The sequence below is a fragment of the Sulfurospirillum cavolei genome, assembly GCF_001548055.1.
GTDB lineage: Bacteria > Campylobacterota > Campylobacteria > Campylobacterales > Sulfurospirillaceae > Sulfurospirillum.
Window position 1 is genome coordinate 310,916 of sequence record NZ_AP014724.1, and the last position, 22,197, is coordinate 333,112.

Here is a 22,197-nt window from a genome sequence, read left to right on the forward strand (position 1 = left end):
AGTATGAAATGGGGAATTTTTTGTCTGTTTGAACGGTATGAAACCGATGCATGCGAGGCGATTCATGCACAGATGCGTTTAGTGGAGCAAGCCGAAAAAGAAGGCTTGGAAGAGGTCTGGTTCGGGGAGCATCATTTTAATGATTTTAGTATCTGTCCTTCTCCTACGGTTTTGCTTGCCAACGCGTGTGCGAGGACGCAAACGATTCGTTTAGGGTGTGCGGGCTTTTTAGCACCTTTTTACGATGCGATACGCTTAGCCGAAGATGCGGCGATGTTGGATATTTTAAGTCGCGGACGGTTTAATTTGGGACTCGCCAAAGGTGCGTTCGCGCCCGATTCCAAGCATTTCAATACGACGACCGAACAGCTACGCCCTAAACTTTTGGAGTGTGCGCAAGCGGTAGATTCACTCTTAAATACCGGTGCTCATCCCGTTAGTTTTCACGGAGACTTTTTTGATTTTACGGAAGTAGACGTCGAGCCGAAAACCTTGCAAAGCTCCATTCCGACCTATATCGCAACGTTTGCCTCGGAAGAGACGATCGCGTTTGCGGCACGCAAAGGCTGGGGTTTGATGCTCTCTCAGGGCGTCGATTTGGACGAGTGCGAACGCGTGAGTCGCTATTATGCTTCGATCGCCGGATATGAGCCCGAGATCGTTTTACTGCGTACGTTTTACGTGGCACAAAGCTATGAAGAAGCCTTTGCCAAAGCACGTCCGGCGATCGATCATTTCGTCAAATCCATGCGCGCGGCATCGTCTTTTAACAAATCTCCGCAATTTGATCAAACGCGCTATCAAGCGTTGATTCAAGAACGCAACGTCTTTTTCGACGGTCAGAAATTCTTTGAAAACGGCATTATCGGCGATGCGCAACGCTGCATCGATACGTGTTTGACGATTCAAAAACGTTTTCCGAAAGTACATGTCGCTTTAAAGCTTTTGGGAACGAATGAAAACGAAAACGCCCGTTTGCTTCACGATTTTACGCGGCTTGTACGTCCGTTCGTCGATAAGGCGCATCATGGTTAAAACGTCTCTTTTGTTTGCGATTGCTTTCGTGCTTTTGATCGCCTCGTTTTTTGCTTCTATGTGTATGGGACGCTACGAGATCGATTTTTCGACGCTAGCGCATTTTTTGAGCTGGAAATGGTTTGATATCGGGGCGATGCCTCGTGATGCGACCTTGCTTTCGAACATCTTATTCGATATTCGCTTACCGCGGATCGTCGCGGTTATTTTGGTCGGAGCCGCGTTGGCGGTTTCGGGCGGTGCGTTTCAAGCCATGTTCGTCAACCCTTTGGTCTCTCCGGGAATTTTAGGCGTGTTGGCCGGCTCGTCTTTTGGTGCGGCATTGGGGATTATGATTTCGGATAGTTGGATCGGCGTTCAGCTTTTTTCGTTTGCTTTCGGATTTCTTGCGGTCATGTGTGCACTTTTAATCGCGCGTATTTACGGTAAAAATGCTCCGACGACGATTTTACTGGTCTTGGGCGGGGTAATCTCCAGTGCGCTTTTTTCGGCACTACTCTCTTTGGTCAAGTATATGGCGGATCCGTACAATAAACTCCCTGCCATTGTTTATTGGTTGATGGGTTCGTTTAGTGCCGTCGATATGAAAACGCTTTTAAACGTTAGCGTTCCGCTGGTTTTGAGTATGATCGTTCTTTCATTGATGGGCAAATACCTCAATATCTTAAGTCTCGGCGACGACGATGCCAAAGCGTTGGGCGTGCGTGTTAGCTTGGTACGCAATACGGCGATTTTACTGGCGACGCTTTTGAGTGCTCTTACGGTCGTCGTCGCGGGAATGATCGGTTGGGTAGGACTGATCATTCCGCATATCGCACGCTTTATGGTCGGTGCGGATAACCGCGTGATGTTGCCGATGTGTCTGCTTTTGGGCGGAATTTTTTTACTATGGGTCGACACCTTGTGTCGAACGGTTTTAAGCGTGGAAATTCCGGTAGGTATCGTGACCGCATTGGTGGGGATTCCCATCTTCGTGCTAGCACTCAAAAATGCTAAAAAAGGGTTCGCATGAGTTTTTACGAAGCGCGAAATATCCATTTTTCGTATCAGCAAAAAAAAGTTTTAGACGGTGTAACCGTTTCCATTCCAAAGGGAAGTATCGTCTCGTTGCTTGGCGCAAACGGTGCGGGGAAAAGCACTTTGATGAAGATATTGTTGGGACTGCTTTCTCCCGATCAAGGCGAGGTCATTTTAGAAGAAAAAAACCTTGCCGATTATTCGATTAAAAAGCGTGCAGAGCATATCGCGTATGTGCCCCAAAGTACGAAAATCGTCTTCGCGTTTAGCGCATTGCAAATCGTCTTAATGGGACGTATCGCGTTTGAGGCGTGGTTCGCAAAAGCGAGCAGCGAGCATGATAAGCAGGTGTGTTATGCGGCGATGGAGCGGCTCGGTATCGCTCATTTGGCGGAACGTAATTATCAAACCTTAAGCGGCGGCGAAAAGCAGTTGGTGTTGATCGCGAGAGCCTTAGCGCAAGGGGCAAAGATTTTAGTCATGGACGAGCCGATTTCGGGGCTTGATTACGGCAATCAACTTAGGCTTTTAGAGGCAATCTTAACGCTTTGTAAAGAGGGATACACCTTTTTAAAATCGACACACTTTCCTGAGCATGCTTTGATGTTAGAAGGGCAAACGTATGCTCTAAAAGACGGAAAAATTCTTGCAAACGGCGATACGAAAAGCGTGGTAACGGAAGAATTGATCAATACGTTGTATCAAACAAATATTACTTTATTTACGACGCATTTCGGTTATAAGGCTTGTGTGCCCAATTTTTTAAATCAACGTATCTAATGGATATGATTTGAAAGAAATGACGAAATATTTAGCATTATATAAAAATATATATAATAAGATAGCGTGACATTTTAAAGGAGGAAAGATGAGAAAACAAATGTGTTTAGGAGTGATGCTCTCTTTGGTAGCATCTTCCATGCTTTTAGCGGAAACGTTTGAGCTGGGGAAAATAGAGGTAACATCGGAAAAAGATATTAGTGCCAATCCTAGCGTCGAAGTCGTCACGAGTGAGACGATAAAAGAGACGGATGCAAAAACCGTCGTCGACGCATTGCAAAGTACGCCGGGCGTGTATACGGACTATACGGGGGCTAGGGGCGAGTCAAAAGTACGCGTACGCGGCTTTTCAAGTAATCGCGTGCCGATTTACATCGACGGTATTCCCATTTACGTTCCGTACGACCACAATATCGATTTAGGACGCTTTAAAACCTACGACATCGGCGAAATCGACGTTTCCAAGGGCTATGTCTCTCCGATGTACGGGGCTAACACGATGGGCGGTGCGATCAATCTGATTACGAAACAACCGACCAAAGAACTTGAGGGCGAAGTGGGTGTGGGTGCGTTTAGCGGAGACGGATACGAAGAGTACGCAACGATGGGTACGAAGCAAGAGCTATACTACGGCTTGATCTCCGTTTCCAACGTCTCTAGAGATTATTATAAAATCTCAAGCGATTACGATCCTGCGGGTCATCAAGAGGGACATAAACGCTCCAACTCCGAATCCGGCGATAAAAAGCTCAATCTTAAAGTCGGCTATACGCCCAATTCAACCGATGAATACTCTTTCAACTACATCGTTCAACGCGGCGATAAAGAACAACCGTGGTATGCCTCGGCACAAGGCTCCACCGGAGGCGGCGTGTATAATCGCAACTGGGATTGGAAGGATTGGGATAAGACGAGTTATTACATTATTACTAAAACGGCTATCGGCGAACATTTTTTAAAAACACGTTGGTATTACGATGAATTTTACAACAAAATTTTATTTAAGGGCACGCCTCAAACTTCGGCTCAAAATACCGTTACGGAAATCTCCGAGTATGACGATAACACGTTTGGCGGTATTATCGAAGGCGATATTAAAATTGCCGACAACCATCTTTTGAAGCTTTCCGTCTCTCAAAAATACGATAATCACAAAGACATTAGCTCAAAATCTTCGGGTGCCGATCTCAAAGACGAAAGTAAAACCTTATCTTTGGGTGCGGAATATTCATGGCAAATAAGCGATAAATTGACATGGACACTCGGCGGTAGCTACGATAAAAACGAGGTCACGCAAGCCGAGTATCGCAATAACGCCGGAACACGAATAGCCGGAGAATTCCCGAAATACGATTCGGATGCTTTCAATCCTCAAACGATTCTTTCGTATCAAGCGACGAAAGATTTGTCGTTTTACGGCAGTATCTCTCAAAAAAGCAATATGCCGACGTTGAAAGATCGTTACTCTACACGCTTCGGCGATTATATCTTAAATCCAAATTTGGACGCCGAACGTTCAACGACGTACGAAATCGGTACCGATTGGGCATTCGTCGAAGATCATCATGCCAAAGTCGCCCTTTTTTATACGAAAACCAAAGACTATATTGCAAGCGTTAGCGGTTTAACCAATACGAATTCGACGTTAGGTTGTACGGGTACAAACTGCAAGCAAATGCAAAACTTTGACCAAGAAGAGCACAAAGGTGCCGAAGTCAGCTTGAATTCGCAATGGAGTGAACTGCTTCGAAGTACGGTCTCGTATACGTATATCGATGCGACGATTGAAGACAGCAAAACCGCCAATGCTAAATATACGACCGATACGCCTAAACACAGTTACTATGCGAGCTTAACCTATTCGCCGATCCATTCAGTTGATATTACGCCGATCGTTCGCCATGAAGGGAAACGATACTCCACGGTCAGCGGTAGCGAAGAGAGCAGTGCTTACACGGTAGCGGATATTCGCGTGGCATACCGTCCGGTCAAAGATCTTGAATTGGCGATCGGCATCAAAAATCTCTTTGACGAGTACTATTACTACAACAACGGCTATGCGCAAGAGGGACGAAACTATTACGCCAATGCGCGCTATACTTTCTAACGATCTCTTTACATGTAAAGGCTAAAGAGAGCCAAAAACTCTCTTTAGCTCTCCTCTTTTTGAAACACGATAAAGAAAAAAAGACCGATAAAAACCAATCCTATGCCTAAAAACGCACTCCAAGGCGGCATAGGAGCTTCCAAAAAAAGAACCTCTCCGATCAGCGCAAAAATGACTTCGGCGGCTTGCGTCGCATCCACCGCGGCAATTTCGGCACTGGTTTTAGCGCGACTTCTCGCATATAAAAAGAGTGTTGTCGCAACGATGCCCGAAAAAAAAGCGACCGCGGCGGTATTCGCGACTTGCGAAATCGAGGGCGGCGGCGGAGTTGCGCAAACGATCAACACCAACCAAAAAGGAACGGAGCCTAAAGAGAGTAAGAGCACTTTGTGAAATGCATTGTGCATTAAAGGGTCGTCGATATGCGGAATCCATGAATGGGTTTGATGTCTGGCTTCCCACACGAGTTGATTGCCGATCGGATAGCAAAATGCCGCGGCTAAAACGGGTAGAAAACCTTTTAACAGTTCATCCCACCGAAAATGCGTGATCGAGGCAAGGTTGACCAAGGTAACGCCGAGTAAAATCAATGCGCAAAAAAACCAGATGCGTTTGGCAAAACGCTTTCCAAAGGCGATCAAAACGATGAGCGAAGCGATTACGGTCATTTGCCACGTCGTTGCGACGACCCAGCCTTGCGCAAAGTCGGCAGCGTAACACAAAAATGCGTAAAAGCCTCCAAAACCGATGCTTCCCGCGACGATCCAAAAACGCCAAAAGCGTCTAAAAAGAGCTAAAACGCCTTTGAGCGTCGGAACTCCTTCCCAAAGAGCGATGACGAGTGCCACCATGACAATCATAAAAAAATAGCGGAGCGACGCCGACCAAACCCAGTGTCCGTGCGCTAAACTCATCATACGGTTGAGCAGAAACGTCGTGCTGAAAAACAGCGCCGAAAGCATTCCTAAAAAAAGTAGAGCCGGCATAGTTCTCCTTTAGCCGTGGCGTCGTGAACGAACGATACAATAAAAAGCGATTCCGCAACCAAGCGCGGCAAGCAGGTAGGGCAGTTTCGCTCCGAAATGTTCACCGATGATTCCGGAAGCTATCGGGGCGATGGCCGCACCGCTCCAGCGAAGAAAGTTATACCCGCCCGAGACGATGTTACGCTCAAAACGGCTTTGCATCACGTAAGTCGTTAAAAGTGAATTAATGATGCCGGATAAGAGACCGCTGATGACGATGAAAATTGCCATACGGGTTAAAGAGTCGCTAGCCATGAGTGCCAGTAAAACAAGGCTGAACGCACCGAGTGTCGGCGGAATAATTTTTTCGACGCGCCATCGTCTCTCTAAGAGATCACTCAGAACGATCGAACCGAGTGCCAAAGCGACGCCCCAGCCGAAGAACAAGAGTCCGATCTCAATCGGATTCATCGGTACGACCAAAGGCGAATACGCCAAAACGACAAAGAACGCATAGTAATAAAACAGTGCGCCGATCGAGATTTTTAAGAATTTGACGTCGCAAAAAAGTGCTTTAAGGTCGCTCCAACCGGCAGATCGTGCCGTGTTTTTTTTCGGCGGCTCTTGAACGAAGACGAGCACGAGTAAAAAGGCGATCAGACTCAAACATCCCGTGATAAGAAAAGGATAACGCCACGAATAGTGCCCGACAAATCCGCCCAGAAGCGGACCTGAAGCAATGCCAAAGCCGATCGCTCCTTCAAACAAGCCGACGGCTTTATGGTAGTCGGGCGATAAGGCGATCAATAAAATCAGTGCCGTTGCAAAAAAGTGGGCGTTACCGTATCCCCAGCCCGCGCGAAAGAGGGCAAGTGCGGTAATATTTCCGGCCGAGGCACATAAAAGCGCAAAAAGGGCAACGACGAACAGTCCAAACGCCATGATCTTTTTATCGCCGAATTTTCCGGCAAGCATTCCGGCGGGAATCATCACAAACGCCATCATCAGGATATACGTGCTAAACAAAAGTTCGACCTGCCACGCGGTTGCACCGAGCTGTTTGGCAATATCGGGTAAAATCGGATCGACGACGCCCATTCCCATAAAGGCGAGAAAGGTCGAAAAAGCGGTAATTTTTTGTGCGAAAGCATAGGAGGAACGCATGTACATGTAAGACCTTAGGAGAGTTTTTCTAAAAGACTAAAAAGCGTGTTTTTTTCTTCGAGCGTAAGCCGATCGGACAAACTTTTGCGAAACGCGAGAACGGTCGCTTCGGAGCGTTGGAGTACGTCGTATCCTTCGTGCGTCACTTCGATGAGGTTGGCGCGCTTATCGTGTTCGATCGATTTTTTCACGATCAGCCCTTTTTTCTCGAGCGAATCAAGGGTACGGCTGATCGTTGCGGGACTTTTGTTGAGCATGGCGCAAAGCGTTATTTGGTTGACATGTTCGCATGTCGTTAAGATTTCAAGCAAAATGCGCTGTTCGGGTGCAATCCCTTCCACGCTTAAAAGCGTCGTGATCGTTTGGTTGATTCGATTGGCGGTACGTGCGATACGAAAAGCGATGCTGTCGTTGACGGGTAGATTCATGAGCCGCTCCAAAATAGTTGCATATGAAATTATTGCATATACAACCTTATGAATCGCTCCTCGTTTTTGCCTCAAAAATTCTCTTAAGAATGTGCCGCATCGTCGCGAAAATAAATCCGATTGCGTCCGTTCGTTTTGGCTTGATACATCGCCGAATCGGCTTCTTTTAAAATAGCGATTTCGTTTGGATGCGTATCGCTCGTAAAAAGAACACATCCGATACTAGCACCTATGGTATAGTTACCTTCTAAAAGAGCGTAAGGTTCACACAGATGCGTTAAAATTTTTTGCGCAACGCCTTGTGCGAGGTAATGCGCCATACCGTAGTGGTTGCCTAATTCGCACAGCACGACGACGAACTCGTCTCCTCCGAGACGTACGGCAAGGTCGCTTTTGCGAACGGCATCTTTGAGTCGTGCGGAAACTTGCACGAGCAACATGTCGCCGGCATCGTGCCCGTAGGAATCGTTGAGCGTTTTAAAATGATCCAAATCGATAAACAAAAGCGCATGGTAATTCGGTTTGTTTTTGCCTTCATGCAATAAATGTTGCATCGTCTCATCAAGGACTCTACGGTTGGCAAGGTGTGTTAAAGGGTCGTAAAACGCCATCTCGCGAATCTGATCTCGTGCGACTTTATGTTGCGTTATATCGCTGAGATTGGCAATATAGTGCGTGGTTGTCCCTTCTTTGTTTTTAATGGCGGTAATCGTCAAAAATTCGGCGAAAATTTCTCCGTTTTTACGTTTGTTCCACATCTCGCCTTGCCAAAATCCTTTGGAAAGGAGCTCCTGCCACATAGCGGTATAAAACGCTTTGCCATGCTTGCCCGATCGGAAAAAACGAGGCGTTTCGCCGATAATTTCGCTTTCGCAATAGCCTGTAATTCGCGTAAACGCTTCGTTGGCTTTGAGGATTTTTTCGTTTGCGTCGGTAATCAAAATAGCTTCTTGCGCCTCGAAAGCAACGGCATTTAGGTGTAAATGTTCTGCTTTTTTTTGTGCGTCGATGTTGATATAAACCCCCGTTAAAAGCTTCGGTTCGCCCTCATCCGTCGTTTCGATCGCTTTGCCCCTGACTTGAACGTAAACCCATTCGTTGCGGGCGTTGAGCATACGACGTTCGATCACGAAAGCATGTTTTGCGATGATCTGTTCCTTGATAGCAAAATACATCGTCGCCGCTTCGTCCGGATGGGTCAATTGGTAGATTTTTTCCAAGCTGATCTCAAAAGCGTCGGGTGCGTACCCTAAGAGTTTAAAACATTGAGGATCCCATGTGACGCGATCGTCGCTAAGGTCCCACGTCCAAAGCCCCGTTTGCGTCGCTTCCATGGCGATGCGAAACTGCTTTTCGTACGTCAATTGTCTCTTTTGGCGTTCGTTCTCCCTCAAATAGCGAATCACGAGGGTCGTAAAAAGAACGCCTAAACATAAAATGAGTGCGGCATTGAGCCATAAAATTTTACGACGCTCTTTATCGCCGTAGGTTAAGACGACCTGTTCGTCGGTTTTGATTTCGACGATAAAACCAAACGTGTGCGCACTGCGAAAGACGTTAAGCGTATGGTGTACGTAGTGTTTGACATGTTCGTAAAAATCTTCGTGATCTTTAGGATGTTGCGGCGTGTAGTGCGACAAAGCTAAAGGCTGTGTTCGATCGCTTGAAAAAAGCAAGGTTCCGTCGATGCGCCAAATCGAAAGCGTCGTACCTTGTTCCGGCGGCAAAATCGAGAGGTAGCGACGGTAAAGATAGTCCGTATTGATCGAAACGGCAACGTAATACGGGCGATTTTCCAAAGTTATTTTTTTGATAACAGGCAAGAAAAAGACGCCGTTGGCATCGATCGCTCGATAATCGCCGTTGGATTTTGAGGCGAAAAAATCCCGTCCTTCTTGCGGAATGCCGATGCGCAAAAGTGCGTCGTCTCCGAAAGGAATCGGCAAAAAGGTGTGAAGGTCGACTGAACGGTCGATATTGTTAGAAAGAGAACTTGCGATGATTTTTCCCGTCTCGTCGCTGATCGAAAACGAACGAATATACGGAACGTTTTCGCATAAGGAATGCAGAAGCGGCGATAATGAGGCGACTTCTTTTTGCGAGACGCTCAGTTGCATTAAACGATCGATCGAAAAATTGAGATGATGGAGCATTTGCGAAAAATGCTCTTCAAACGTATACGCATACAATTCGGCGATGCGGCGATGCGTATCCATCGCTTCTTGGCGAAGGTCTTTGAGTGTCGTCGCCATCAAAAAGATCGTCAGCGCGATGATAAAAAAGCCGATTGACGCGTAACGCAGTACGGTCTTGTTGAGGTAGGTCGGTTTCACGGCGGCGTTACAACCACGATAGGATCAAGCGCGTACCGCTTTGCGATCGTTTGCAAACGACCGTCGCGTTTAATCGTTTGCATAAACGCCTCGGCACGAGAGTATAAAGCCTCTTCATTTTTATCCAATGCCCATGCGTAGGAAGTTGGATGGAAAGAAGAGGTGGGTGCGATGCGCTTTGCCCACTCTTTTTCGACCAGCAGTTGCGTGCTAAAAGGGTAGTCGCTCATCATCACGTCCGCGCGTCCGGATTCGACTTCTTGTTCGCGTGCACGCAACGAATCGACGACATGTAAAGAGGCTTTACGCAAGGCGTCTTGCATCAGTTTTACATGGTAGGTTCCTTTGGCGACGGTGACGACGACACCGTCTTGGTCGATGTCGTCCCATGTTTGAATGCGGTTATTGCTTTTGGATACGATGGCGTATATATCACTTTGCAGGTGCGGCGACGTGAACCGTAAATATTTTTGACGCTCCGGCGTAATGCCGATCGCAAACATCGCGATGTCGCATCGATGCGATAAGAGGTCTTGAACCAAGGTCGCAAACGAGCTTTGTACGAAGCATGCGCTTACGCCGAGTGTTGAAGCGAACTCTTCGGCTAAATCAACGTCAATACCGGAAAGTTTTTGCGTGCGGGGATTGAGGTACGAGATGCCGTAATATTCGGGCCAAATACACACGCGAAGTTGTTGGGTATGCAAGACGGTATCTAAAAGGTCGGCAAAAAGAAAGGAAGGAAAAAGCATTAAGGCGATGTAAATTCGCGGAAACACTCCCATGGCGTGACCTTTTTATGACATCAAAACATACGGTTTTAAAGTATAGCACAAAAATGCGATTGCTATTTTGAATTTACAAAAATCGTGCTACAATGAGGGCAATTATCAGATCAAGGAGTTACGAATATGTTTGTCAGATTAAACGATCGCGTCTACCTCAATGCCGATCGCATTACGCGTATTAAAATCGACGAAGTGCAAGACGGTATCCGCGTGCGCTTTTACGAAGGTCAAAACCAAGTCGCCAAAAGTCAAAAATTTCCGTCCGTCGCCGAAGCGAGCGCATGGATTGAAAAAACGATGAATCAAAAATAAGAAGAGCGCCTCGGCTCTTCCCCCTTTTTTCCAAGGTCTACGGCGTAGACGCAACACTTTTTAAATACGGAGAACAATACCATGAAAATCGATTGCAGCGGTTTGGCGTGTCCCGAACCGGTTTTAAAAACAAAAAAAGCTTTGGAGACGCTTCCGAACGACTCGATTTTAGAGATCGTCGTCGATAACGTTGCTTCGCGAGAAAACGTTTTGCGTTTCGCACAAAATAGCGGTTACGACGCAAGAGTCGAAGATTTACAAGACGGTAAAAGCCTGGTTACGGTCGTGAAAGGCTTTGCGTGCGCGGTTGTCGCTTCTTCTAAAGAGGAAGCGTTTTTGGACAAAACCCTCTTTTTGAAAAGCGATAAAGTAGGCGAGGGCGAACTCGGTGCTAAACTGATCGTCGGGTTTTTGAAATCCACGTTAGAACTTCCCAAGCTTCCCAAACGCATCGTTTGCGTCAACACTGCGGTGCATTTAACGACCGCCGATGAGACCTCTCCCGTGATCGAGATTTTAAAAGGCTTGGAAGCCAAAGGCGTTGAAATTTACTCGTGCGGCGTTTGCCTTGAATTTTACGGTGTGAGCGACCGGCTCAAAGTCGGTAAAATCGGCAATGCGTACGGCACGATCGAGATGCTTTTCGGCGGAGAAGGCACTATTAGCTTATAGGAACGCTATGAACAACGAAGCAAAATTGACCAAATACGTCAAGGCTGCGGGTTGTGCTGCCAAGCTAGGTCCGGGGGATCTCACAGAAGCGATCGGCAGCCTTTCTTGCACGCATGAAAACGTATTGGTCGGAATGGACACCAGTGACGATGCCAGCGTATATGCACTTGATAGCACGCGTGCGTTGGTTCAGACGGTCGATATTATTACGCCCGTCGTGGACGATCCGTTTGTTTACGGACAAATCGCCGCCGCCAATTCGTTAAGCGACGTTTTTGCGATGGGCGGAGAAGTCGCAACGGCGATGAATATCGTCGGATTTGACGGTTGCCATCAACCCCGAAGCGTGCTCAAAGAGATTTTAGCGGGCGGGGAGAGTAAAGTACGAGAATGCGGCGGCGTCATTATCGGCGGCCATACCATCGAAGCACCCGAAATGACCTACGGTTTAAGCGTTGCGGGGTTTGTTCATCCTCAAAAGATTTACCGAAACAATACGCCCAGAATCGGCGACGTGCTCGTTTTGACCAAACCGTTGGGCATGGGTATCTTAACGACGGCGATCAAAGCGGATATGCTTCCAAACGATGCGGTCGAAAAGGTCGCGTCGATTTTGGCAACGTTGAACCACAAGGCGTCGCGCATCATGCAACGCTACGACGTGAGCGCATGCACCGACGTAACGGGATTCGGACTTTTCGGGCATGCGTACGAAATGAGTGCCGATCGCGTGAGTATTCTTTTTGATATCGACGCGATTCCTATCGTCGAGGAAGCTAAGGCATTGGCGGATATGGGGATTATTCCCGCCGGAGCGTATACCAATAAAGCCTATTTGAGCGATAAAGTCGCCGTTAACAAAGCGCATCGAAACGAGATCATGCTTTACGACGCGCAAACGTCGGGCGGCTTGTTGATCGCGGTTGCGCAAAACGACGCGCCAAAACTGCTCGAACACCTTCGAAACGAAGGAGTGGAGTATGCGGCAATCATTGCGGAAGTCAAGGCGTTTTACGATAAACCGTTAACGTACATGTAAGCTTAAGGGTGTGTAAAAACGGCGTTTGTCGACATGCTATCGTGCGTTTCGCCTTGGTTTTACCAAACGGGTATGGATTTGCTTTCGACTTTGTTGTATGATAATTGTATCTTAAATTGACGCGGGTAAGAATGGATTGTATCGGAAGTTTTGTCACGATTAAAGGGCATGATTGGTATTTTAACGGGTGTTCTACATGTCAAGGTTTTTGCTGTGACGGAGCGCACGGCTTTTCGCTAGCGCCTTTGATTTTGGAAGACTTTGAAGCGGTTTACCGTTATTTTCCGATTGTTTTTAGTTTTCTCGAAGATAGCTTGGGCGTTTTTGTTTTGCTCAACGACGGAGAGAACACGTGTCGCTATCTTGATCATAAGCGTTGTTCGATCTACGATGCCCGCCCGCCCGCATGCCGACTCTATCCCGTGAGCCCTTACTTCGAACATCTTTTGGTGGATACGAAATGCCCTTCGCTAAGCCGTACGCAAGGACGGTTATTGTGCAAAAACGGTGTTTTGGAATCGGCGTTTTACACGAAACGTTTGGAAAATTTTGTCGCTAAAAAAGAAGAAACGCGTCTTTTTTTAGAGCGCATTAGCGATCGAAACGACTTTGAATACGTCGGAAAAATAGCCGATGCTCCGCTGTACGTTTATAAACAAACCTCTCATAACCGATACTTAAGTATGCATTTAGAATCGCTCAAATTCCTGACGTCGTATCTCAAAACGCCTTATAGCGCATAAGCGTTTGTTTTCAAGGCTTTTGAATTAAGTGCTTAAATTTTAATCAATTGAGTGTTTATTCGTTTTCAAAAAATCGGTTATACTTTCGGCAGAAAACATGTCATTGGGGCGAAAGCCTCACTGCTAATCACTGAAATGACGGCTAGGGTTCCGGCACATCGTGCGTCTGGTCCAAGAGCTGTCGCCTCTTGAGTAGAGGTTCACGGAGGGATAAAAGCCCGGGAGGTTTTCAACCTCTTGGCGTGTTTCCCAAATTCTACTCAGGAGTCTTCCATGACCTCTATCTTTAACTCTGTGCTGAAGCTTTGTGTTGCCTCTATGGTGGCTACGACGATGATGAGCGTCTCTTTAATGGCTCAAACCAAAGAGAAGTTCCAAGTCGCGTGGACGATTTACGTCGGATGGATGCCGTGGGACTATGCGCAACAATCCGGCATTATCGATAAATGGGCGAAAAAATACGGCATTCAAATCGAAATGGTTCAAGTCAACGACTATGTCGAATCGATCAACCAATACACCGCCGGAAAATTTGACGGATGCGTGATGACCAATATGGACGCACTCACGATTCCTGCCGCGGGCGGTGTGGACTCCACTGCCGTAATTATCGGCGATTTTTCCAACGGGAACGACGGTATTATTCTTAAAAACAAAAAAAGCCTTGCCGAAATCAAAGGTCAAAACGTCAATCTCGTCGAACTCTCCGTCTCTCACTACCTTTTAGCACGCGGACTTGAAAGCGTTGGGCTTAAAGAAAAAGACATCAAAGTCGTCAATACCTCCGATGCGGACATCGTTGCGGCATTTGCTTCACCCGAGGTCACCTCTTTGGTCACTTGGAATCCGCAACTCAGCGAAATCAAAGGGATGAAAGGCGCTTCTTTGGTATTTGACTCCAGCAAAATTCCCGGCGAAATCATCGACATGTTAGTGCTCAATACCGAGACGATCAAAGACAATCCCAAGCTTGCCAAAGCGTTAACCGGCGCATGGTACGAGATGATGGGCTTGATGAAAAATAAAGACGCCAAAGCGATTGCGGCAATGGCAAAAGCCTCCGGAACGGACGTTGCGGGCTTCAATAGCCAACTTAAAACGACCAATATGTTCTACGACGCTAAAGATGCCGTAGCATTTAGTATTAGCACAGAGCTCCCCAAAACGATGCAAAAAGTGAGCGAATTCTCCTTTGAGCACGGTATTTTAGGAGACGGTGCCAAAGATGCGACCTTTGTCGGTATGGCGTTTCCTAACGGCAAAACCTACGGCAGTACCGGAAATATGAAACTTCGCTTTACGGACGAATACATGAAATTGGCGGCTGAGGGAAAACTCTAAAATTCGTATACAAAAGAGGATAGGATGAAGCGACTGATCAACCGAAAACCCAATCGCGGGAACGCCTTGCTATTAGGACTGCTCCCGTTTGTCATTCTCGTGATCGTGTACGTGTTTGCTTCCCATTCGAGGTTAGCGGACAATGCCGAGGATAAGCTCTTACCCTCGATCGCGCAGATGGCGCAAACGATGGACAAGTCGGCACTGAGTCCGAGTAAACGAAGCGGCGAGATCATTTTTTGGAACGATACGCTCGCTTCCTTGCAGCGTTTAGGATTGGGGATTGGCATTAGCGCGGCGTTGGGATTGATGCTCGGCGTGCCTTTGGGGTTGATTCCGCTCGTTCGAGCGGGTTTTTCCCCGTTTATCGCCGCCTTTTCGATGGTGCCGCCGATTGCGATCTTGCCGATCCTTTTTATCGTCTTTGGAATGGGAGAGGTCGCTAAAGTCGCATTGATCGTTATCGGCGTAACGCCCATCATCGTGCGCGATTTACAGCATCGCGTCGAGGAGTTTCCCAAAGAGCAGCTCATTAAAGCGCAAACTTTGGGAGCCAGTTCGTGGACGCTTGCCATTCGCATTATCGTCCCGCAGATGTTACCGCGTCTTTTAGATTCGGTTCGATTGACCTTGGGAACGGCGTGGATTTTCTTGATCTCCTCCGAAGCGATCGCCGCTACCGAGGGACTTGGGTATCGCATCTTTTTGGTCAGACGTTATTTGGCGATGGATATGATTTTGCCCTATGTTTTATGGATTACGGTGTTGGCGTTTTTAGCGGATTTTATCCTCAAAAAAGTGACATGTAAGGTTTTCCCGTGGTACGCGAAAAAGGATGCCCTATGAGTTTGATTACGATCAAAAATCTATGGAAACGCTACGGGGATAACGTCGTGTTGGAAAACCTCTCTTTGGAGATCAAAGAGGGCGAGTTTTGCACGTTGGTAGGACCTTCAGGCTGCGGTAAGAGCACGTTTTTAAAGATGTTGCTCGGCGAAGAGAGCCCGAGTAAAGGGCTTTTTCTCTTTGAGGGTAAACCGTTTCAGAGCGAACCGAGCGTGGAGCGGGGCATCGTGTTTCAGCGTTATTCGCTTTTTTCGCATTTAAGCGTTTTGGAAAACGTGATGCTCGGCATTGAATTGGGAAAAGCGCCTTTTTTAGGCAAACTCTTCGGTCGCGCTAAAAAAGAAGCACGCGCCGAAGCCGTCGCGATGCTAGAAGCCGTGGGCCTTGGAAGCGTGCTTCATCACTATCCGAGCCAATTATCCGGCGGGATGCAACAACGCCTTTCCATCGCGCAGTCTTTGGTTAAAAAGCCTAAACTGCTTTTATTGGACGAGCCTTTCGGGGCGTTGGATCCGGGCATTCGAGCCGATATGCACGCGCTTATTTTGGATTTGTGGAAGAAAAACAACTTAACCGTCGTGATGGTCACGCACGATCTTCACGAGGGCTTTTATTTGGGAACCAGAGTGTTGGTGTTCGATAAGGTTCGAAACGATCCTCAAGCACCCAACGCGTTTGGCGCAAAAATCACGTACGATATTCCGTTATTGCGTGAGAAAAAGGAAGAAAAAAATGATAGATAAAAACAAGATTGTTTTGGAAGAGCGTATCGTTGGGGGTGCGAAGTGGTCAAAGATCATCAAACGCGGCGATAAAATCCGCATTTACGCTAAAGATGCCAATGCGAGTGCGAGCATCATGTTCTACAACGCCGATAATTTCAGCGAGCGTTACAACTCTGCCGATACGGTCAAGATTCAGTGGAACGCCTTTTTAGGCAAAGGTAAAGTGCTTTTCTCTGAACTCGGGCACGTGCTTTTGTCGATTACGGATGATACCACCCAAGGGCTTTTGGATACGATGGCAGGCATGAGCAATGCACGCATCATCGAAAAAAACTTTGGAATCGGCACGTACGAGAAGATGCGCAATGCCTATTTCAAAAGCGACCGTGAAAACTTTTTGATCGAGCTTGGCAAATACGGCATGGGCAAACGCGATATGATTCCCTGCCTCAACCTTTTTCGCAAAGTCGACGTCAAAGAGGGCAGTTTGTTGGAACTTTCTCCCAAACGTCCCAAAGAGGGAGATTACATCGAGTTTCGTGCCGATATGAACGTGCTTTTGGTGCTTTCCAATACGCCGCACGTCATGGAAAAAGGAACGTATGCGCCAAGCGAACTCTCCGTCGTTATCTATCACGGAGCGGACTTTAGCGAAGATGATTTTTGTTTGAATTTTAGCGAAGAAGCCAGACGCGGTTTTGAGAATAACGCGCGTTATTTTGCCTAAGGAGACAACGATGGAAGCAAAAGAGATATTCAACGAGCGCGTCAGTTCGGGTGTGCCGTTTTACCGTGTCGTTAAAAAGGGTCAAACGATTCGCATCGTCGATTTGGAGGGGTGTCAAGCGGTCGATACGCTTTTTTACAACGCGAACGATCACGAAGAGCGTTACAGTGCAAGCGACACCGTTCGCGAGCAGGGCAGTATTTTTATCACGACGGGAACAAAACTGCTTTCCAACGACGATAACGTGATGCTCGAAGTCGTCGCCGATACCTGCGGAAACCACGACACTTTAGGCGGGCATTGCAGTGCGGAGAGCAATACGGTGCGTTTCGGACACGACAAAAAGTACATGCACAGTTGCCGCGACAACTATCTTTTAGCGATCGGCGAACTTGAAATGCACCCGCGCGATTTGACCAACAACATCAACTTCTTTATGAACGTTCCGGTCGAAGAAGACGGTCATTTGGCGATTGTAGACGGTATCTCCAAAGGCGGCGATTACGTCGAAATGAAGGCTTATATGGACGTTTTGGTGCTCATTTCCAACTGCCCGCAACTCAATAACCCGTGCAACGGTTTCAATCCGACGCCGATTCAGATCATCATCAAAGAAGCCTAAGCGCGTTTGCGCCTTTTAAAGGACGACCTTTAAGAGAAAAATAGTTTTGCGGGACGACCCGCGAATTTTTTGCAAGGATGAGAGATGTTTACAAAAGTTCTGATTGCCAACCGCGGCGAAATCGCTTGCCGCGTCATCAAAACCCTCAAAAAAATGGGCATCGTTTCGGTGGCCGTGTACACTGAAGCCGACAAAGATTCCTTACATGTAAGCTTTGCGGACGAGGCATATTGCATCGGCGAAGGATTGGCGAGTTCAAGTTATCTTGAGGGCGAAAAGATCTTAGCATTGGCGCAAAAAGTCAGTGCAGAGGCAATTCATCCGGGATACGGTTTTTTAAGCGAAAATGCCGCTTTTGCGAAAGCGTGTGAAACCAAAGGCATTGTCTTTATCGGTCCAAGGGCTGAGCATATCGAAGCTTTTGGTCTCAAACACACCGCAAGGTCTCTCGCAGAGTCTCATCACGTGCCTTTGCTTCCCGGTTCATCCCTGCTTGATAGCGTCGAAGAAGCGTTAAAAAGTGCTCAAGAGATCGGTTATCCGGTCATGCTCAAAAGCACCGCGGGCGGCGGGGGCATCGGTATGCAGCTGTGTTACGACGACCGAGCGCTCCATGAAGCGTACGCTTCGGTCAAACGTTTGAGCGAAAACAACTTCTCCAACGGCGGTCTTTTTTTGGAAAAATACGTCGCCGCCGCGCGTCACATCGAAGTACAGATATTTGGCGACGGCAAAGGCGTGATAGCGACCCTTGGCGAGCGAGACTGCTCGATTCAACGCCGCAACCAAAAAGTCATCGAAGAAACGCCAGCCCCCAATCTTAGCGATGAAACGCGACAAGCACTCTATGAAGCCGCAACGCGTCTGGGACAGTCGGTCAATTACCTGAGTGCCGGAACGGTCGAGTTCGTGTACGATACGACGACGAACGATTTTTACTTTTTGGAAGTGAATACGAGGCTTCAAGTCGAACACGGCGTGAGTGAAGAGGTCTGCGGCGTGGATTTGGTCGAGTGGATGATTCGCCAAGCTTACGGTCGCAACGACGCGCTTTATGCTTATGTTCACCGCCCCGTAGGGCATGCGATTCAAGTACGCGTCTATGCGGAAGACCCGCTTAAAAATTTTCAACCTAGCTCCGGAATGCTTCATAACGTTTCGTTTGCGCCGAATATTCGCGTCGATTCGTTTATCGAAACGGGTGTGAGCATCGCCTCGTTTTACGATCCGATGATTGCCAAATTGATCGTCAAAGCTCCTTCGCGAGAGGAAGCTTTGACGAAGATGCAAGAAGCGATCGCCCAAACGCGCATCGACGGCATTACGACCAATCTTTCGTATTTGGGTGCGATCGTGGGAAGCGACTTTTTTCGACATGCGACGCATACGACCAAATCGTTAGCCGGTTTTGCCTATTCGAGTAATCGTATCGACGTCTTACGCCCCGGAACGCAAACGAGCGTGCAAGATTTTCCCGGACGCGTCGGCTATTGGGATGTGGGCGTACCGCCTTCGGGTCCTTTTGATGCGCTTCATTTTCGCTACGCCAATACGCTTGTGGGCAATGCCAAAGAGGCTTCCGGACTGGAGATCGCGATCACGGGGCCGACCCTTCGTTTCAATCAAGCAAGCGTCATCGCCCTGTGCGGCGCGCGTATCGATGCGAGCATCGACGGGGAAACCGTGGCGATGAATCGCGCGATACATGTCAAAGCCGGAAGCATGCTCAAACTCAAAAAAGTACACATGCAAGGCTTTCGTACGTATCTTGCGGTACGAGGCGGTTTGGACGTGCCGTTGTATTTGGGTTCGCGCTCGACCTTTACGCTTGGGCATTTCGGCGGACATGCCGGACGTGAATTGATCGCGGGAGATGTTTTACATGTAAGCGCGATGATCGCCCAAGAGCCGCTTAGCGAACCGCTGAATGTAGCCCACGCAATCACGAATACGTGGGAGATCGGCGTGTTGTACGGGCCGCACGGCGCACCGGAATTTTTCACCGAAGAAGACATCGAGGCGTTTTTCGCCGCGACGTGGGAAGTGCATTATAACTCCAACCGTACGGGGGTTAGGCTTATCGGCCCTAAGCCTTCGTGGGCGCGCAAAGACGGCGGAGAAGCGGGACTTCATCCGTCCAATATCCACGATAACGCTTATGCGATCGGCGCGGTAGACTTTACCGGCGATATGCCGGTCATTTTAGGGCCTGATGGTCCGAGCTTGGGCGGGTTCGTCTGCCCCGTAAGCGTCGCGAGTGCCGAACTGTGGAAAATCGGTCAGCTTCGCGCCGGCGATAAAATCCGTTTTGTACCGATCAGCCATGACAATGCGATCAAAATGCTTCAAGCGCAAGAGGCGGCATTGGAAAAAGGCGTCGCGTTTGATGCGCGGTCTTTCTTACATATAGCACCGCTTGGCTCGACGATTTTGTATCGCGATGAGGGCAAAAACGATTTGCCGAGCATCACGTTTCGACAGTCCGGAGATGCTTATTTGCTGATCGAATACGGTTTGATGCAACTGGACATCGCCCTTCGCTTCCGCGTCCACGTCTTGATGGAAACGCTCAAAAAAGCTTGCATTGCGGGAATAATCGACATAACGCCGGGCATACGGTCGTTGCAGGTGCATTTTGACCCGTTAGCGTGCGACCGAGCAAAGCTAATCGAGCAAATTGCGACAATGGAATGCTCGCTTCCGAGCATCGACGACATCGAAGTTCCGACGCGCATCGTGCATTTGCCGCTTTCGTGGGACGACGTGCAAACGCGCATCGCGATCGAAAAATACATGAAAATCGTCCGTCCCGATGCGCCGTGGTGTCCGAGCAATATCGAATTTATCCGCCGTATCAACGGGCTTGACACGATAGAGGACGTGAAAAAGATCGTCTTTGATGCCAATTATTTGGTTATGGGACTAGGAGACGTCTATTTGGGAGCGCCCGTCGCCACGCCGCTGGATCCGCGCCACCGACTCGTCACCACCAAATACAACCCCGCTCGTACGTGGACGCCGGAAAATGCCGTGGGTATCGGCGGGGCGTACATGTGCGTGTACGGTATGGAAGGCCCCGGAGGTTATCAGTTTGTCGGTCGTACCGTGCAGATGTGGAACAAATACCGCCAAACAAACGACTTTAAAGAGGGCAAACCGTGGTTGCTTCGCTTTTTCGACCAAATCCGATTTTACGAAGTGAGCCATGAAGAACTGATGCAGATGCGCGAAGATTTTCCGCGCGGCAAAATCAACCTCAAAATCGAAGAGAGCACGTTTAGTTTGAAAGCGTATAAAGCCTTTTTAGCGCAAAACGGCGAAAGCATCGACGCGTTTGTGACCATGCAACGTCGGGCGTTTGAGGAGGAGCGTTTGATGTGGGAAAAAACGGGACTTGCCAACTTTTCGGCGGAACACGAAGCCGAAGTCGCGCACGAAAACGAGGTCGTGGAACTCGGCGATAACGAAGGCGTGGAAGCCCCCGTTCAAGGCAATTTATGGAAAATTAACGCTAAGATCGGCGATACTGTGAAGGAGGGCGATGTTTTGGCGATCGCCGAGTCGATGAAGATGGAGATCGCGATCGAAGCTTCCGAAAACGGAAAGATCGTCGCGGTCTTGTGCGAAGAGGGCGAGAACATTCATGCGGGTAAATTGCTTTTTATCATCGAGCCGATCAAGGCTTAAAATGAGATCGCACCTTCCCGTAATCGTCCTTTTTTCAGCTTCCATTCTCTGGGGGCTTTCATGGTGGCCGTTGAAACAGATTCATGCATTGGGCATTGAGGGAATTGCTCTTATTTTCGGTGCGTACGGCGTATTGGCGTTGGTCTATTTGCCTCTAACGCTAAGAGGATTTTCGCGCCGATACGCAACGGGACTCGGTGCGATAGCCCTTTTAGGAGGCGGAGCAAACCTTTGCTTTACCTATGCGCTGATTAACGGCGACGTGGTGCGCGTGATGGTGCTCTTTTACCTTTTGCCCGTGTGGGGCGTGCTGGGCGGTTACTTCTTTTTGCATGAAAAGCTCAGCCTCGCTAGAGTCGGGGGAGCATGGCTTGCCGTTGCGGGTGCTTTTTTGATTTTGGGCGGAGTCGAAACCTTACATGTAAGCTTTTCGACGATCGATCTGATCGCTTTAGCGGCGGGGATTTTTTTCGCGCTCAACAACATTTTGTTTCGCTCGTTGAAAGAGGTACATGTCAACGTCAAAGTCGGAGCGATGTTTTGGGGATGCTTCGTGCTTGCTAGCACGTTAATACTACTAGACGTCGAGCGTTTTCCGAGTGAGGTCGGTGCTAGGGCATGGGCGGCATTGCTGGCGTACGCTCTTTTATGGTTACTGCTCGCCAATATCGGTTCGCAATGGGGCGTCACGCAGATGCAAGCGGGACGCTCATCGATCATTATCATCATGGAGCTGGTAACGGCCGTGGTATCTGCCGCTTACATCGGCGATCGGGCATTGAGTTTTAGCGAATATACCGGCGGTGCATTGGTCGTTTCGGCGGCATTGATCGAAGCTCTGTCATCTCAAGAAGAATAGGAACATA

20 protein-coding genes and 1 riboswitch are annotated in these 22,197 nt (G+C 48.4%); of the genes, 15 read left to right on the forward strand and 5 right to left on the reverse strand.

Annotated features, from left to right (window positions below):
- Positions 1-3: 3 nt before the first annotated feature.
- From UCH003_RS01650 to UCH003_RS01665, 4 genes are all read left to right on the forward strand, one after another.
- Positions 4-1,035, forward strand: a complete 1,032-nt coding sequence (locus UCH003_RS01650) for an LLM class flavin-dependent oxidoreductase (protein ID WP_060825177.1) — start codon at positions 4-6, stop codon at positions 1,033-1,035.
- Positions 1,028-2,047, forward strand: coding sequence for a FecCD family ABC transporter permease (locus UCH003_RS01655; protein WP_060825178.1), 1,020 nt, complete (start codon positions 1,028-1,030; stop codon positions 2,045-2,047). The genes UCH003_RS01650 and UCH003_RS01655 overlap by 8 nt, the downstream gene beginning before the upstream one ends.
- The gene (locus tag UCH003_RS01660) at positions 2,044-2,832 is read left to right on the forward strand and encodes an ABC transporter ATP-binding protein (RefSeq protein WP_060825179.1); all 789 of its coding nucleotides are present in this window, start codon (positions 2,044-2,046) and stop codon (positions 2,830-2,832) included. The genes UCH003_RS01655 and UCH003_RS01660 overlap by 4 nt, the downstream gene beginning before the upstream one ends.
- 88 nt (positions 2,833-2,920) lie before the next feature.
- Positions 2,921-4,939, forward strand: a complete 2,019-nt coding sequence (locus UCH003_RS01665; RefSeq protein ID WP_060825180.1) for a TonB-dependent receptor plug domain-containing protein — start codon at positions 2,921-2,923, stop codon at positions 4,937-4,939.
- Between the two features lie 44 nt (positions 4,940-4,983).
- Here UCH003_RS01665 and UCH003_RS01670 read toward each other — a convergent pair whose 3' ends face one another.
- The 5 genes from UCH003_RS01670 to UCH003_RS01690 form a co-directional block, all read right to left on the reverse strand.
- On the reverse strand, positions 4,984-5,925 hold the full coding sequence (locus tag UCH003_RS01670) for a DMT family transporter (RefSeq protein ID WP_060825181.1): 942 nt from the start codon (positions 5,923-5,925) through the stop codon (positions 4,984-4,986).
- Positions 5,926-5,934: 9 nt separating this feature from the next.
- Positions 5,935-7,068, reverse strand: a complete 1,134-nt coding sequence (locus UCH003_RS01675) for an MFS transporter (protein WP_039674033.1) — start codon at positions 7,066-7,068, stop codon at positions 5,935-5,937.
- A gap of 14 nt (positions 7,069-7,082) precedes the next feature.
- Complete coding sequence (locus UCH003_RS01680) at positions 7,083-7,496, reverse strand: MarR family winged helix-turn-helix transcriptional regulator (RefSeq protein ID WP_060825183.1); 414 nt, start codon at positions 7,494-7,496, stop codon at positions 7,083-7,085.
- A gap of 83 nt (positions 7,497-7,579) precedes the next feature.
- Positions 7,580-9,829 (reverse strand): diguanylate cyclase domain-containing protein, encoded by a 2,250-nt coding sequence (locus tag UCH003_RS01685; RefSeq protein WP_060825184.1) that lies wholly within the window; start codon positions 9,827-9,829, stop codon positions 7,580-7,582.
- Positions 9,826-10,614, reverse strand: a complete 789-nt coding sequence (locus UCH003_RS01690; protein WP_060825185.1) for an ABC transporter substrate-binding protein — start codon at positions 10,612-10,614, stop codon at positions 9,826-9,828. The genes UCH003_RS01685 and UCH003_RS01690 overlap by 4 nt, the downstream gene beginning before the upstream one ends.
- A gap of 126 nt (positions 10,615-10,740) precedes the next feature.
- Here UCH003_RS01690 and UCH003_RS01695 point away from each other — a divergent pair, with 126 nt between their 5' ends.
- From UCH003_RS01695 to UCH003_RS01745, 11 genes are all read left to right on the forward strand, one after another.
- On the forward strand, positions 10,741-10,929 hold the full coding sequence (locus UCH003_RS01695; protein WP_039673749.1) for a hypothetical protein: 189 nt from the start codon (positions 10,741-10,743) through the stop codon (positions 10,927-10,929).
- Positions 10,930-11,010: 81 nt separating this feature from the next.
- The gene (yedF, locus tag UCH003_RS01700; RefSeq protein ID WP_060825186.1) at positions 11,011-11,601 is read left to right on the forward strand and encodes a sulfurtransferase-like selenium metabolism protein YedF; all 591 of its coding nucleotides are present in this window, start codon (positions 11,011-11,013) and stop codon (positions 11,599-11,601) included.
- Between the two features lie 7 nt (positions 11,602-11,608).
- Positions 11,609-12,640, forward strand: coding sequence for a selenide, water dikinase SelD (gene selD, locus UCH003_RS01705; protein ID WP_060825187.1), 1,032 nt, complete (start codon positions 11,609-11,611; stop codon positions 12,638-12,640).
- A 131-nt stretch (positions 12,641-12,771) separates the two neighbouring features.
- A complete protein-coding gene (locus tag UCH003_RS01710) occupies positions 12,772-13,383 on the forward strand; it encodes a YkgJ family cysteine cluster protein (protein ID WP_060825188.1) in 612 nt (203 codons plus the stop codon).
- Between the two features lie 131 nt (positions 13,384-13,514).
- Positions 13,515-13,610, forward strand: a riboswitch (guanidine-I (ykkC/yxkD leader).
- A gap of 46 nt (positions 13,611-13,656) precedes the next feature.
- Positions 13,657-14,724, forward strand: a complete 1,068-nt coding sequence (locus UCH003_RS01715) for a putative urea ABC transporter substrate-binding protein (RefSeq protein ID WP_060825189.1) — start codon at positions 13,657-13,659, stop codon at positions 14,722-14,724.
- A 24-nt stretch (positions 14,725-14,748) separates the two neighbouring features.
- Entirely contained in the window at positions 14,749-15,570 is an 822-nt protein-coding gene (locus tag UCH003_RS01720; protein WP_060825190.1) for an ABC transporter permease, read from the forward strand.
- On the forward strand, positions 15,567-16,313 hold the full coding sequence (locus UCH003_RS01725; RefSeq protein WP_060825191.1) for an ABC transporter ATP-binding protein: 747 nt from the start codon (positions 15,567-15,569) through the stop codon (positions 16,311-16,313). Before UCH003_RS01720 ends, UCH003_RS01725 begins: the two co-directional genes overlap by 4 nt.
- A complete protein-coding gene (locus tag UCH003_RS01730; protein WP_060825192.1) occupies positions 16,303-17,022 on the forward strand; it encodes an urea amidolyase associated protein UAAP1 in 720 nt (239 codons plus the stop codon). The genes UCH003_RS01725 and UCH003_RS01730 overlap by 11 nt, the downstream gene beginning before the upstream one ends.
- Before the next feature lie 10 nt (positions 17,023-17,032).
- Positions 17,033-17,644 (forward strand): urea amidolyase associated protein UAAP2, encoded by a 612-nt coding sequence (locus UCH003_RS01735; RefSeq protein WP_173636948.1) that lies wholly within the window; start codon positions 17,033-17,035, stop codon positions 17,642-17,644.
- Between the two features lie 84 nt (positions 17,645-17,728).
- Positions 17,729-21,331 (forward strand): urea carboxylase, encoded by a 3,603-nt coding sequence (uca, locus tag UCH003_RS01740; RefSeq protein WP_060825193.1) that lies wholly within the window; start codon positions 17,729-17,731, stop codon positions 21,329-21,331.
- Position 21,332: 1 nt separating this feature from the next.
- Entirely contained in the window at positions 21,333-22,190 is an 858-nt protein-coding gene (locus UCH003_RS01745) for a DMT family transporter (RefSeq protein WP_060825194.1), read from the forward strand.
- Positions 22,191-22,197: the final 7 nt, after the last annotated feature.